Below are 13,440 nucleotides of genomic sequence, written 5' to 3'. Positions count from 1 at the left end.
ACCAGCCTACGGCTCCTCGGGCCCCAGGGAATACGGAGGACCGCCCAGGTGGCAGTAGCGTTCCGTACATGAGACTCGGTGTCCTCGACGTGGGATCGAACACGGTGCATCTGCTGGTGGTGGATGCGCACCCTGGCGCGCGCCCGCTGCCCGCGCACTCGCACAAGGCGGAGTTGCGCCTCGCCCAACTTCTCGACGAGAGCGGGGCGATCGGCCTCGACGGCGTCGACAAGCTGATCGGTGTGATCCACGAGTGTCTGCAGGCCGCCGAGGACAAGGGCGTCGAGGACCTGCTCCCCTTCGCCACTTCCGCCGTGCGCGAGGCCAGCAACGCCGATGATGTCCTCGCGCGCGTGCAGGCCGAGACCGGCGTCGAGCTCCAGGTCCTCACCGGTGCGGAGGAGGCCCGTCTCACCTTCCTCGCCGTCCGCCGCTGGTTCGGCTGGTCCGCGGGCAAGCTCCTCGTCCTGGACATCGGCGGCGGCTCCCTGGAGATCGCCTACGGCATCGACGAGGAACCGGACGCGGCGGTGTCGCTGCCGCTGGGCGCCGGCCGTCTCACCGCGGGCTGGCTCCCCGGCGACCCCCCGGCCCCCGTGTCCATAAGGTCCCTGCGCCGCCATGTGCGCGCCGAGATCGCCCGCACGGTGGGCGAGTTCAGCCGCTTCGGCGCACCGGACCATGTCGTGGCCACCTCCAAGACCTTCAAGCAGCTCGCCCGTATCGCGGGCGCGGCCCGCTCCACGGAGGGTCTCTACGTCCAGCGTGAACTGAAGCGCGAGTCCCTGGAGGCCTGGGTCCCCCGCCTGGCCGGAATGTCGACGGCCCAGCGCGCGGAACTCCCCGGAGTCTCCGAGGGCCGGGCGGGCCAGCTCCTCGCGGGTGCCCTGGTGGCGGAGGGCGCGATGGACCTGTTCGGCGTGGAGAGCCTGGAAGTCTGTCCATGGGCGCTCCGCGAAGGCGTGATCCTGCGTCGACTCGATCACATGGGTTCCGTGTAGCGCTCCGGAGCACGGGTCGCGTACAGCGCCCCGGAGCACGGGTTCCGTGTCATGCCCCGGAAGGGTGCCACGTGCCCTGAACAGGGGTGGCGGCTCCGAAAAGGGGCGTAGGGCTGTGGCGTCGGCGACCGCGTCGCGGGGGCGCGACAAGCCGCAAACCACCCGCACTCGCCCGTGTCGAACACCACAACGGCCAAGAGGCGCCCCGCAGCGCACCCACCGGACCCCTTAACCTGTCCGCATGGCGGAGCCAGTGTGCATCCCGGATGCGAAGGTCGCGCTGTCCACGGCCTCCGTGTACCCGGAGTCCACGGCGACGGCCTTCGAGATCGCCGCGCGCCTCGGGTACGACGGAGTCGAGGTCATGGTGTGGACCGACCCGGTCAGCCAGGACATGGAGGCGCTGCGCAGACTCAGTGACTACCACCAGATCCCGATCCTGGCGGTGCACGCCCCCTGTCTGCTGATCACCCAGCGGGTCTGGTCGACGGACCCCTGGGTCAAGCTCCAGCGCGCCCAGGCGGCCGCGGAGAAGCTGGGCGCGACCACGGTCGTCGTACACCCGCCGTTCCGCTGGCAGCGCCAGTACGCGCGTGACTTCGTGACCGGGATTTGGCGTATGGCGAACGAGACGGACGTGCGGTTCGCCGTCGAGAACATGTACCCCTGGCGCTACCGCGACCGCGAGATGCTCGCCTACGCCCCCGACTGGGACGTGACGAAAGAGGACTACCGGCACTTCACGATCGACCTCAGTCACAGCGCGACGGCACGCTCGGACGCGCTGCAGATGGTCGAACGCATGGGCGACCGCCTCGGTCATGTCCACCTCGCCGACGGCAAGGGCTCGGCCAAGGACGAGCACCTCGTCCCCGGCCGGGGCGCTCAGCCCTGCGCCGAGCTGCTGGAACGGCTCGCCCTGACCGGCTTCGACGGCCATGTCGTCATCGAGGTCAACACCCGGCGCGCGATGTCCAGCGCCGAACGTGAGGCCGACCTGGCGGAGGCGCTCGCCTTCACCCGGCTCCATCTCGCGTCGGCCGTGGAGGTGCCCCGGCGGTGACCGAGGCAACCTCCTCGCGCCGACGGGGCCGACGCACCCGTACGGAATCGGCCGACACCCGGGACCGCATCCTGAGCGTCGCCCGGGAGGAGTTCTCCGAACGCGGGTACGAGAAGACGTCCGTGCGGGGGATCGCGAAGGCGGCCGGCGTGGACCCGGCGCTGGTGCACCACTACTTCGGCACCAAGGAGCGGGTCTTCGAGGCCGCGATCGAGGTGGCCTTCGCGCCCGCGCTGAACGCGCCGGAGGCCATCGCCGACGGGCCGCTGGACGGCGTGGGAGAGCGCCTGACCCGGTTCATCCTCGGTGTCTGGGAGAGCCCGGCGACCCGTGCCCCCCTCCTCGCCATCCTCCGCTCCGCGGTCAACAACGAGACCGCCGCCGCGGTCTTCCGCCGTCTCGTGGCCTCCCAGCTGATGCGCCGCGTCGCCTCCCAGCTGGACGCACCGGACGCCGAACTGCGCGTCGAGCTGGCGGCGGCGCAGCTGGTGGGGTGCGCGATGCTGCGCTACGTGATCAAGGTGGAGCCGCTGGCCTCGGCGGACGTGGAGCAACTCATCGCACGGGTGGCACCGGTGGTGCAGGGGCATCTGACGGGGGCTGGGGGCGCTTGACGGGGGCCCTCATAGGGCCTGTTGGGCGACTGAGCGGCGTGACGGGCGCGAAGGGGTCTTGAAAGAGGTCTGACGGGGTCTGGCGGGGCTGTAGGCGTCCCGGGTCGCGTGCTGGACCTGGCGCGCGGGCGCGAGGCGTGCGCCGGGGCGCGGAATACGCCCGGCGCGCGGCCCAGGCCACGCGCGCCCGGCGCGCGCCCGACGCCCTGGCGCACGACCCAGGCCGGCACACTCCCGGCACGCGCCCCGCGCCCCGGCGCACAACCCCGGTGGCACACCTTCAGCACGCGCCGGGCGCCCCGGCACACGCCCGGCGCCCCGGCACACGCTCCGCACCCCAGCACACGCTTGCGCACTGGTGCCGATCGTGTGCCGGGGGCGGCTGCACTGAGATCTGTGTCCCGTATCGCGGACACCGCGTCCCGACACCTGGATGACGGGCGTAGTCTCGTTAGCAGCCCTATCTGTCTGAAGGAGCGAGCGACGATGCCCGAGCTGAGGTCCCGCACAGTCACCCACGGCCGCAACATGGCGGGCGCCCGCGCCCTTATGCGCGCCTCCGGTGTACCCGGTGCGGACATCGGCCGCAAGCCGATCATCGCCGTCGCGAACTCCTTCACCGAGTTCGTGCCGGGCCACACCCATCTGCAGCCGGTCGGCCGGATCGTCTCCGAGGCGATCCGCGAGGCGGGCGGCATCCCGCGCGAGTTCAACACGATCGCCGTCGACGACGGCATCGCGATGGGCCACGGCGGCATGCTGTACTCCCTCCCCTCCCGCGACCTGATCGCGGACAGCGTGGAGTACATGGTCGAGGCCCACTGCGCGGACGCCCTGATCTGCATCTCCAACTGCGACAAGATCACGCCGGGCATGCTGAACGCGGCCCTGCGCCTGAACATCCCGACCGTCTTCGTCTCCGGCGGCCCGATGGAGTCCGGCCGCGCGACCCTCGTCGACGGTACGGTCCGCACGCTCGACCTGGTCGACGCGATCTCCGACGCCGTGAACGACAAGATCTCGGACGAGGACATCCTCCGTATTGAGGAGAACGCCTGTCCGACCTGTGGCAGCTGCTCCGGCATGTTCACGGCCAACTCGATGAACTGCCTGACGGAGGCCATCGGTCTCTCCCTCCCCGGCAACGGCTCGGTCCTGGCCACCCACACGGCCCGCAAGCAGCTCTACGTCGCCGCCGCGCAGACCGTGATGGACATCACCCGCCGCTACTACGAGCAGGACGACGAGACGGTCCTGCCGCGCAACGTCGCGACCTTCGCCGCCTTCGAGAACGCGATGGCCCTGGACATCGCGATGGGCGGCTCGACCAACACGATCCTGCACCTGCTGGCCGCGGCCCAGGAAGCGGGCGTCCCGTTCGGCCTGGAGGAGATCAACGAGGTCTCGCGTCGGGTGCCGTGCCTCGCGAAGGTGGCGCCGAACGTCGCGAAGAACCGCACGTACTACATGGAGGACGTGCACCGCGCGGGCGGCATCCCGGCCCTGCTCGGTGAGCTCCACCGCGCCGGTCTGCTGAACGAGGACGTCCACTCGGTCCACAGCCCGTCCCTGTCGGACTGGCTGAAGACCTGGGACGTGCGCGGCGGCTCGCCGTCGCCGGAGGCGGTGGAACTGTGGCACGCGGCCCCCGGCTGCGTCCGCTCCGCCGAGGCCTTCTCCCAGTCCGAGCGCTGGGAGGCGCTGGACGAGGACGCGGCGGGCGGCTGCATCCGGTCCGCCGAGCACGCGTACTCCAAGGACGGCGGGCTGGCGGTCCTGAAGGGCAACCTGGCGGTGGACGGCTGCGTGGTGAAGACGGCCGGCGTCGACGAGTCCATCTGGACCTTCGAGGGTCCGGCGGTCGTCTGCGAGTCGCAGGAGGAGGCCGTCGAGAAGATCCTCAACAAGCAGGTGACGGACGGCGACGTCGTCGTCATCCGCTACGAGGGTCCCAAGGGCGGCCCCGGTATGCAGGAGATGCTCTACCCGACGTCCTTCCTCAAGGGCCGCGGCCTCGGCAAGACCTGCGCGCTGATCACCGACGGCCGCTTCTCGGGCGGCACGTCCGGCCTGTCCATCGGCCACGCCTCCCCGGAGGCGGCGTCCGGCGGCACGATCGCGCTCGTCGAGAACGGCGACCGGATCCGCATCGACATCCCCAACCGCTCGATCGAACTGCTCGTGGACGACGCGGAGCTGGCGCGACGCGAGGCCGCGCTGTGCGGGGTGTACGCCCCGAAGAACCGCGAGCGGAAGGTGTCGGCCGCGCTGCGGGCGTACGCGGCGATGGCCACCAGCGCCGACAAGGGCGCGGTGCGGGACGTCTCCAAGCTGGGCTGAGCGGCCTCCGCCTACCAGGCGGAGGGTTCGCGGGAGTCCACCGCGAAGACGGTGCCGTCGGGGGCGGAGGCGTAGAGGTGCGGGCCGACCAGCTGGGGCTGGGGGAGCGCGGCCTCGAACTCGTTCCCCTCCGTGCTGAGCCGTGGTGAGGTCTGGCCGAGGAGTCGTCCCTTGGTGGCGTCCACGGCGAGCAGGCGGCCGTCGGCGGCGGTGAGGTAGACGAACCGGCCGTCGCTGATCGGGGCCGAACCGCGGCTGACGGATGTCTCGAGCGACCACAACTGCTTGCCGGAGGCCAGGTCGACGAGCGTGAGGGTACCTCCGGTGCCCAGGGCGGAGACCAGGTCTCCGTCCACGGTGGCCTGCGCCGTCTGGAGTGGAACGGTCAGCCGCACACGTCGGGAGACCTTGGTCTGCGGGTTGTAGCGGGTGACCGCGTTCGCCGTACTGCCGGAAGGGTCGCCGGAAAGGAACACGACGCTGCCGCCCGTCACACCGACAGGAGTCAGACTGCCGTCGAGCCGAGCGTCCCACCGCACGTCGCCCGTGGTGCCGTCCACCGCGGTGACCCGCGTGCGCGTCCCGTCCTGGGACACGTTCACCGCGAAGGCCAAGGGACTGCCGGGGAGCGACAGGAAGTACGGCTGGCTCAGCCCGGCTATGCGCCGGCTCCACTGTGCCGCTCCCGACGCGCCGTCGACGCCGGTCACCTCGCCGCCGGCGCCTGTCAGCAGCAACATGCCGCCCGCGTAGCGGAAAGCGGGGTACCTCGACACGTCCAACGACCACTGGGTCTTGCCGGACGCCGGATCGAGCGCTTCCACGCGCTTCCCCGCCCGCGTCACCACCTGCACCAACCCGCCGGAGAAGACGGGCGACTTGACGGAGTCGCCGAGGTCCAGGGCGCGCCGCCACCGCACGGTCCCGTCGGCCGGATCGAGCGCGGACACGAGCCCGGGCTGAGCGCAGACCAGTTGCTGCATCCCGTAGACGCACTTCGGCAGTCCGCCTGCCTTGGGCGCGGGTCTGGTCGCCCAGGGGCCGGACCCGGACGACGAGGACGCATCGGCCGCCGCCTTGTGCGCCGTGTCCTTGACGCCGTCGAGCAACTGCGCCGAGGCGAGCCCGCCACCCGCGACGAGGACCGCGGCCAGACCCATGAGAGCCGCCCGTCTGCGGCGACGCCCTCGCGTCGGCTCCGACGGCTGCTCCTTCAGCTCCTGCGGCTTCTCCGGCTCCGTCACGGGTGGGGATTGATCCAGCGACCGCTGGGACGGAATGAACGCCTGGGTGTCGTAGGAGGCAGCCACCGACCGCAGTTCCCGCATCAACTGATCCGGTGTGGGCCGGTCCTCGGGTTCCTTGGCCAGGCAACGCAGCACCAGCGGCGCCAGATTCTCCGGTACGCCCGCCAAGTCGGGCTCGTCGTGCACCACCTGGTAGGCCACGATGTACGGGCTGTCGGAGTCGAACGGACCCCGCCCCGTCGCCGCGTGCACCATCACGGACCCGAGCGCGAAGACGTCGGCGGCGGGCCCGACCTCCCTCGGCCGCCGGAACTGCTCCGGCGCCATGAACGGCGGCGTACCGATCAACTTCCCGGTCTCGGTCCGCAGTTCACTGTCCTTTGGCCGAGAAATGCCGAAGTCGATGACCTTCGGCCCGTCGTCGGCGAGCAGCACATTGCTCGGCTTCAGATCCCGGTGCACCACACCGACCCGGTGGATGTCCCGCAGCGCCTCCGCCAGCCCCGCCATCAGCCGGCGCAACGGAGCGGCCTCCATCGGTCCGTTCCGCTTCACATGGTCGGAGAGGGTTTCTCCCGGGATGAACAGCGTCGCCATCCACGGCCGTTCGGCCTCGGGATCGGCGTCGACGACCGGCGCGGTGAAGGCACCGCTGACCTTGCGAGCCGCGGTCACCTCCTGCCGGAACCGCCCCCTGAACTCGGGGTCCTTGGCGAACTCGGCATGGACGACCTTCACCGCGACCTTCATGCCCGAGGTGCTGCGCGCGAGGTGCACGACACCCATGCCGCCCGCGCCGAGGCGTGACTCCAGGCGGTAGTGACCGGCGTAGTCGGGAAGTTCCGCTTCCGCGCCCGCTCCGGCGTTCTGCTGCGGCGCCATGGGACCACCCCCGTGCTGTTCGTCCGCGTGCGCGACGCACGGAGCCTAGTCGATGCCTCGGACGAGACAGAGGCGGCGTGCTAGCTTCCGCGTGCGAGTTACGTACATGTGTTTCATGGCGTGTTTTAGGGGAATCAAAGGGGCCCCATGGCAGTCATGGGGAGCAACGGGGGAGGTTTTTCATGTCTGTTGACCGCGTGGAAGAGGTCGGGGGCGACAGGGACGAGGCCGTCTCGACACTGGCCGCGACGACATCCACGACCTATCCGATCGCGCCGGGGGTCCGTCTCAACGTCCGCAGCGGCCCCGGCACCAGCTACCCCATCGTCCGGGTCCTGCCCGAGGGCTCCCGGGTCGCCATCCTCTGCCAGTCGCCCGGCACGAGCATCACCGGCCCGTACGGCACGAGCAACATCTGGGACTGCATCCAGAGCGACGAGTTCGTCGCGGACGCGTATGTGCTCACGGGCAGCGACGGCTACATCCGCCCGCGCTGCGGTTCCTGAACCCGCGAGGAGCCCGCCCCCACCCCGGCGCCATAATCGTCCCGTGAGCGACGAACCCGGCACCCAGGACAAGGCGGGCTCCACCGGCGGTCCCCGGCCCGAGCCCCTCCGTTTCTTCGGCACGACCTGGGTGGACCACGCCGACGGCTACGCCCTCCGCCGTGTCACGGCCGCCGTCGGCTCCCTCGCGGCCGCGGTCGTCTCCTGCCTGGTCCTCCGTTTCGCCTACGAGGGCCTCCAGATCGCCGACACCGGCGCCTTCGTGACCGTCCTGGTCGTGGCCATGTTCGCCATCTGCAGCGCCCTGGCCTTCCGCAACACCCTGGACTCCTTCACCCGCCGCCCCGACCCCGACCGCCAGGCCTCCCTCCGCGGCCTCCTGGCCATCGGCTTCGTCGGCTCCCTCCTCGCCTACTTCGTCCGCTCCCTCACCGAGGCCCCCGGCGAGAAACTCCACCGCGAGGAGTACGAGACGGCGCTCCAGGCGCACGAGAAGCGCACCACCCGCCGCACGGGCAACCCCTCCAAAAAACGCCGCCGCTCCTGACCGCGCCGAAGCCGCGCAGGCCAAAACTCCCCGCCCCCCGTATCCACCCAGGGCCACCATGGCGGTATGACCGCCACCTCTGATTCCTCCGCCGCCTCCGCCCCCTCCTCCGCTTCCCTCCCCTCCTCCCACACCACTCGCGCCCACTCCTTCAACGCCGCCGCCGCCCAGTACTCCGCCAACCGCCCGTCCTACCCGCCCGCCCTCTTCGAGGCGATCGAGGACCTCACCGGACGCTCCCTCGCCGGTGCGCGCGTCGCGGACGTCGGGGCGGGCACCGGAATCGCGACCGCGCTGCTCGCCGCCCGCGGGGCCGAGGTCGTCGGGGTGGAGCCCGGTGAGGGCATGGCGGCGGAGTTCCGGCGGGCCAACCCCGCCATCCCGGTCGTCCGGGGCAGTGGTGACGACCTTCCCCTGGCCACGGCCTCCGTCGACTTCCTCACCTACGCCCAGGCATGGCACTGGACCGACACCGCCCGCGCCGTCCCGGAAGCCCTGCGCGTGCTGCGGCCGGGCGGCGCCCTCGCCCTGTGGTGGAACACCGCCGCCCTCGACGTGCCGTGGATCGCCGCCCAACAGAGCCGTATCGCCGAGCACTTCAAGGTCTACGGCCCCCATCCGCGCGTGGATGCCAACGGCAGCGGCGCCCGATCCGCTCTCGCCGACCCGACCGGCCGGCTGGCTTTCGCCCAACGGGTCGTCCGCTGGAGCCGCCGCGTCCCGGCCGACACCCACCTCGCCAACATCGGCAGCCACTCGCTGTTCCTGGTCGCGGACGCGGCGGACGCCACGGCCTTTCTCACCGAGGAGCGCAGGCTTCTGGGGGAGGCCTTCCCGGACGGCCTGGTCGAGGAGACCTACGACGTCGAACTCCTCGTCGCCACCGCCACTCCCACCCCCTGATCCTCACCACTCCCCACCCCGCCCGCGCCGCTTGACACGACCTGCCGAGAGGAGGAATGTTCATCATGTGATGAATAAAGAAGGTCCCACCATCCCGCCCCAGGGCGGCCCCACCGCCGTCCGCGCCCAAGGTCTCACCGTCGTACGAGGCCCCCGCACCGTCCTGCGCGGTCTCGACTTCACCGTGCCGCGGGGACAGATCACCGGCCTCCTCGGACCCTCCGGCTGCGGCAAATCAACCCTGATGCGCGCAATCGTCGGCACCCAGGCCAAGGTCACCGGCACCCTGGAGGTCCTCGGCCACCCCGCCGGCCACCCCACCCTCCGCACCCGCATCGGCTACGTCACCCAGGCCCCCTCCGTCTACGACGACCTGACCGTCCGCCAGAACCTGGACTACTTCGCCGCGATCCTCGCCCCGGAACGCTCCACCGCCGAGCGCCGCCACGAAGTCGACCGCGTCCTCACCGACGTGGACCTGACCACCCACGCCGACTCCCTCGCCGGCAACCTCTCCGGCGGCCAGCGAAGCCGCGTCTCCCTCGCCGTGGCCCTCCTGGGCACCCCCGAACTCCTCGTCCTCGACGAGCCCACGGTCGGCCTGGACCCCGTCCTGCGCCGCGACCTGTGGAACCTCTTCCACTCCCTCGCCGCCACCCGCGGCGCGACCCTCCTCGTCTCCTCCCACGTCATGGACGAGGCCGAACGCTGCCACCGCCTGCTGCTCATGCGCGCGGGCGAGATCCTCGCCGACGACACCCCCGACGCCCTGCGCACCCGCACCGGCGCCGACACGGTCGAGGCGGCCTTCCTCCACCTGGTCGACGAGGCGACCGCCGCCGCCCGCGAGAAGGAGACCACCCGATGAGCACCACGACCACCTCTCCCACGACGGCCGCGCCCACCCCGCCCCGAGCCCTGAACATCTCCCGCACCACCGCCACCGCGGCCCGCGTGCTGCGCCAGCTCCGCCACGACCCGCGCACCATCGCGCTGATGCTCCTGGTCCCCTGCGTGATGCTGGTCCTGCTGCGCTACGTCTTCGACGGCAGCCCGCATGTCTTCGACAACATCGGTGCCTCCCTTCTCGGCATCTTCCCCCTCATCACGATGTTCCTGGTCACCTCCATCGCCACCCTGCGCGAACGCACCTCGGGCACCCTCGAACGCCTCCTCGCCATGCCCCTCGGCAAGGGCGACCTGATCGCCGGCTACGCCCTCGCCTTCGGCACCATCGCGATCATCCAGTCCTGCCTCGCCACAGGTCTCGCGGTCTGGCTCCTGGGTCTGGACGTCACCGGCAGCCCCTGGCTGCTGCTGCTTGTGGCCCTGCTCGACGCCCTGCTCGGCACCGCCCTCGGCCTCTTCGTCTCGGCCTTCGCCGCCTCCGAGTTCCAGGCCGTCCAGTTCATGCCCGCCGTGATCTTCCCCCAGCTCCTCCTCTGCGGACTGTTCACCGCCCGCTCGAACATGCACCCCGTCCTGGAGGCCATCTCCGACGTCCTGCCCATGTCCTATGCCGTCGACGGCATGAACGAGGTCCTCAAGCACACCGACATGACCACCAACTTCGTCCGGGACGTCCTCATCGTCGCCGGATGCGCACTGCTCGTCCTCGGCCTGGGCGCGGCGACCCTCCGCAGGCGCACCGCCTGACCGCGGTCCGCCCACCGGACAACCGCGCCCGCCACCCCCCGCCGGTGCGAGGATGAACCCGGACGACGCAACCCCCGGAGGCACCCGCGCCATGACCCAGAAAGTCGCAGTCCTCGGCACCGGCAAGATCGGCGAAGCCCTGCTCAGCGGAATGATCCGCGGCGGCTGGGCCCTCGCCGACCTCCTGGTCACCGCCCGCCGACCGGAGCGAGCCGAAGAACTCCGCACCCGCTACGGAGTCATCCCGGTCACCAACCCGGAAGCGGCCAAGACCGCCGACACCCTGATCCTCACGGTCAAGCCGCAGGACATGGGCACCCTCCTCGACGAGCTCGCCCCGCACGTCCCCGCCGACCGTCTGATCATCAGCGGTGCCGCCGGCATCCCCACCTCCTTCTTCGAGGAGCGCCTCGCCGCCGGCACCCCGGTCGTCCGTGTCATGACGAACACCCCCGCCCTCGTCGACGAGGCCATGTCCGTCATCTCCGCCGGCACCCACGCCACCGCCGACCACCTCGCCCACGCCGAGGAGATCTTCGGCTCCGTCGGCAAGACCCTCCGCGTCCCCGAGTCCCAGCAGGACGCCTGCACGGCACTGTCCGGCTCGGGCCCGGCGTACTTCTTCTATCTCGTCGAGGCCATGACCGACGCCGGCATCCTGCTCGGGCTGCCCCGCGACAAGGCGCACGACCTGATCGTCCAGTCAGCGATCGGCGCCGCGACCATGCTCCGCGACAGTGGCGAACACCCGGTCAAGCTCCGCGAGAACGTCACCTCCCCCGCCGGCACCACCATCAACGCCATCCGCGAACTCGAGAACCACGGCGTCCGAGCCGCCCTCATCGCCGCCCTCGAAGCCGCCCGCGACCGCAGCCGCGCACTCGCCTCCGGCAAGAAGGACTGACCCCCACCGTCACACCGGGGCCAGGAGAAGGGACGCGGCGGCTCATACGCCCGCCGCGTCCACCACCTCCTCGGATCGCATCGCACCGCGCCACCGGCCCGCGCGCCTACCGGGCGGTGTTCAGCACCACGGCCGTATCCGTGCCCGCTCCCGTCTCGGTGCCCGCTCCCACAGCCGCGCCCGTATCCGAGGCGGCCGGCAGCAGCCCGATCGCGCGATAAGCGGCATCCACGGTCGGCCGGGCGATCGTCCGTGCCTTCTCCGCACCATCCCGCAGCACCCCCTCCACCTGGCCAGGATCGGCGCACAGGTCCCTGTGCCTCTCCTGCACGGGCCTGAGGACCTCGACCACGGCCTCCGCGGTGTCCTTCTTCAAGGCGCCGTACGACTCATATACACCGCTCAGGGCCTCCGGGTTCCCACCCGTGCACGCGGCCAGGATCTCCAGCAGGTTCGCGAGCCCGGGTCGCTCCTCCCGGTCGTACACGACCTCCCGCCCGCTGTCGGTCACGGCCCGCATGACCTTCTTCCGCACCACGTCCGGCTCGTCCAGCAGATAGACGACCCCGAGCCCCGACTCGTCGGACTTCCCCATCTTCCGCGTCGGCTCCTGGAGGTTCATCACCCGCGCGGCGACCTGCGGCAGCGTCGCGCGCGGCACGGTGAACGTGTGCCCGTACCGCTGGTTGAAGCGCACCGCCAGATCCCGCGCCAGCTCCACATGCTGCGCCTGGTCCTCGCCGACCGGCACGTCGTCCGTCCCGTACGCGAGGATGTCCGCGGCCATCAGCACCGGATACGTCAGCAGCGACACCCGCACGCTTCGGCCCCGGGCGGCCTCCTTCGCGGCCTTCTCCTTGTACTGGATCATCCGCCGCATCTCGCCGTCGGTCGCCACGCACTCCAGCAGATACGACAGCCTCGCGTGCTCGTCCACATGACTTTGGACGAAGAGCGTGCACAGCTCGGGGTCCAGGCCCGACGCCAGCAACAGCGTCGCCGCCTGCCTGCTCAGCCTGCGCACCCGCGCCGGATCGTGGTCCATCGTCAGCGCATGCAGGTCCACCACGCAGAACAGCGCGTCCGCCTGATGCTGGTCGGCCGCGGCCCACCGCCGCATGGCCCCCAGGTAGTTGCCCAACGTCAGGTGTCCGGTCGGCTGGATCCCGCTGAAGACCCGAGTCATCTCCGCTCCTTCTCCGGTTCGGGCCGCCGTCCCGGCCGGCCGACCCTCGGAAGCTCCGGAGGGAGAAACAAGAACGGCCGCCGAGGCGGCGGCCGTAGGGTGCATACGTGAGTACGGCCGCCGTCAGGCGGCCCACCACAGCTGGGTGCACGTACGCGTTGTCATGGCAGCCAGGGTACGCCTCCGGGGTGCTCCGAGGCAGCGAGTTGACACGCCCCGGGGCGGTCCGTAAGGTTCTTCGAGTTGTCCGACGTGAGAGCCGACTCCGGTCGGTCCCCGGACAGCCATTCCGTAGGTACCAACCTCTACTCGGCTGCTGTCGATCAGACCGCCGTCGTTTTATTGGTGTGCGTATTTGCGAAATGGGGAATCCGCGTTCGAAAGGACGCAGGCCGCCGATTAGCGCGGGGGCCGGGAATCCGCTAAAGTCTCACTCGTCGGAACGGCCCAACGGCCGGGAAGGCAACTCCCGCTGACTGGGAATCAGGCCCGAAAGGATCTGATAGAGTCGGAAACGCAAGACCGAAGGGAAGCGCCCGGAGGAAAGCCCGAGAGGGTGAGTACAAAGGAAGCGACCGTTCCTTGAGAACT

12 protein-coding genes are annotated in these 13,440 nt (G+C 70.8%); 10 read left to right on the top strand and 2 right to left on the bottom strand.

The window, feature by feature from the left end:
* Nucleotides 1-68: 68 nt before the first annotated feature.
* The 4 genes from ABZT17_RS22185 (at nt 69) to ilvD (ending at nt 5,018) form a co-directional block, all read left to right on the top strand.
* Nucleotides 69-1,001, top strand: coding sequence for a Ppx/GppA phosphatase family protein (locus ABZT17_RS22185; protein ID WP_356351239.1), 933 nt, complete (start codon nt 69-71; stop codon nt 999-1,001).
* Nucleotides 1,002-1,242: 241 nt separating this feature from the next.
* Nucleotides 1,243-2,064: a sugar phosphate isomerase/epimerase gene (locus tag ABZT17_RS22180; RefSeq protein WP_356351237.1), complete on the top strand. Its 822-nt coding sequence runs from the start codon at nt 1,243-1,245 to the stop codon at nt 2,062-2,064.
* Nucleotides 2,061-2,678: a TetR family transcriptional regulator gene (locus ABZT17_RS22175; protein WP_356351235.1), complete on the top strand. Its 618-nt coding sequence runs from the start codon at nt 2,061-2,063 to the stop codon at nt 2,676-2,678. Before ABZT17_RS22180 ends, ABZT17_RS22175 begins: the two co-directional genes overlap by 4 nt.
* Before the next feature lie 486 nt (nt 2,679-3,164).
* A complete protein-coding gene (gene ilvD, locus ABZT17_RS22170; protein WP_356351233.1) occupies nt 3,165-5,018 on the top strand; it encodes a dihydroxy-acid dehydratase in 1,854 nt (617 codons plus the stop codon).
* An 11-nt stretch (nt 5,019-5,029) separates the two neighbouring features.
* Here the strand turns inward: ilvD and ABZT17_RS22165 are convergent, their stop codons facing one another.
* Nucleotides 5,030-7,147, bottom strand: a complete 2,118-nt coding sequence (locus tag ABZT17_RS22165) for a serine/threonine-protein kinase (RefSeq protein WP_356351232.1) — start codon at nt 7,145-7,147, stop codon at nt 5,030-5,032.
* Nucleotides 7,148-7,329: 182 nt separating this feature from the next.
* Between ABZT17_RS22165 and ABZT17_RS22160 the strand changes: the two genes are divergently transcribed.
* The 6 genes from ABZT17_RS22160 to proC all read left to right on the top strand — a co-directional run bounded on the left by ABZT17_RS22160 (nt 7,330) and on the right by proC (nt 11,663).
* Nucleotides 7,330-7,653: an SH3 domain-containing protein gene (locus ABZT17_RS22160; RefSeq protein ID WP_356351231.1), complete on the top strand. Its 324-nt coding sequence runs from the start codon at nt 7,330-7,332 to the stop codon at nt 7,651-7,653.
* Nucleotides 7,654-7,696: 43 nt separating this feature from the next.
* Nucleotides 7,697-8,200 carry an EamA/RhaT family transporter gene (locus ABZT17_RS22155; RefSeq protein ID WP_356351230.1) on the top strand — a complete coding sequence of 168 codons (504 nt, stop codon included), beginning with the start codon at nt 7,697-7,699 and terminating at the stop codon, nt 8,198-8,200.
* Nucleotides 8,201-8,266: 66 nt separating this feature from the next.
* Nucleotides 8,267-9,103: a methyltransferase domain-containing protein gene (locus ABZT17_RS22150; protein WP_356351229.1), complete on the top strand. Its 837-nt coding sequence runs from the start codon at nt 8,267-8,269 to the stop codon at nt 9,101-9,103.
* Nucleotides 9,104-9,173: 70 nt separating this feature from the next.
* Complete coding sequence (locus ABZT17_RS22145) at nt 9,174-9,971, top strand: ABC transporter ATP-binding protein (RefSeq protein ID WP_356351228.1); 798 nt, start codon at nt 9,174-9,176, stop codon at nt 9,969-9,971.
* Complete coding sequence (locus ABZT17_RS22140; protein ID WP_356351226.1) at nt 9,968-10,759, top strand: ABC transporter permease; 792 nt, start codon at nt 9,968-9,970, stop codon at nt 10,757-10,759. Before ABZT17_RS22145 ends, ABZT17_RS22140 begins: the two co-directional genes overlap by 4 nt.
* Before the next feature lie 91 nt (nt 10,760-10,850).
* A complete protein-coding gene (proC, locus tag ABZT17_RS22135; protein WP_356351224.1) occupies nt 10,851-11,663 on the top strand; it encodes a pyrroline-5-carboxylate reductase in 813 nt (270 codons plus the stop codon).
* A gap of 106 nt (nt 11,664-11,769) precedes the next feature.
* Here proC and trpS read toward each other — a convergent pair whose 3' ends face one another.
* A complete protein-coding gene (gene trpS, locus ABZT17_RS22130) occupies nt 11,770-12,849 on the bottom strand; it encodes a tryptophan--tRNA ligase (protein ID WP_356351223.1) in 1,080 nt (359 codons plus the stop codon).
* Between the last annotated feature and the right edge of the window lie 591 nt (nt 12,850-13,440).

It is taken from the genome of Streptomyces sp. NPDC005648 (genome assembly GCF_040605395.1).
Taxonomy (GTDB): Bacteria; Actinomycetota; Actinomycetes; order Streptomycetales; family Streptomycetaceae; genus Streptomyces.
The sequence above is the reverse complement of the archived record's forward strand: the minus strand, read 5'-3'. Positions and strand labels throughout refer to the sequence as shown.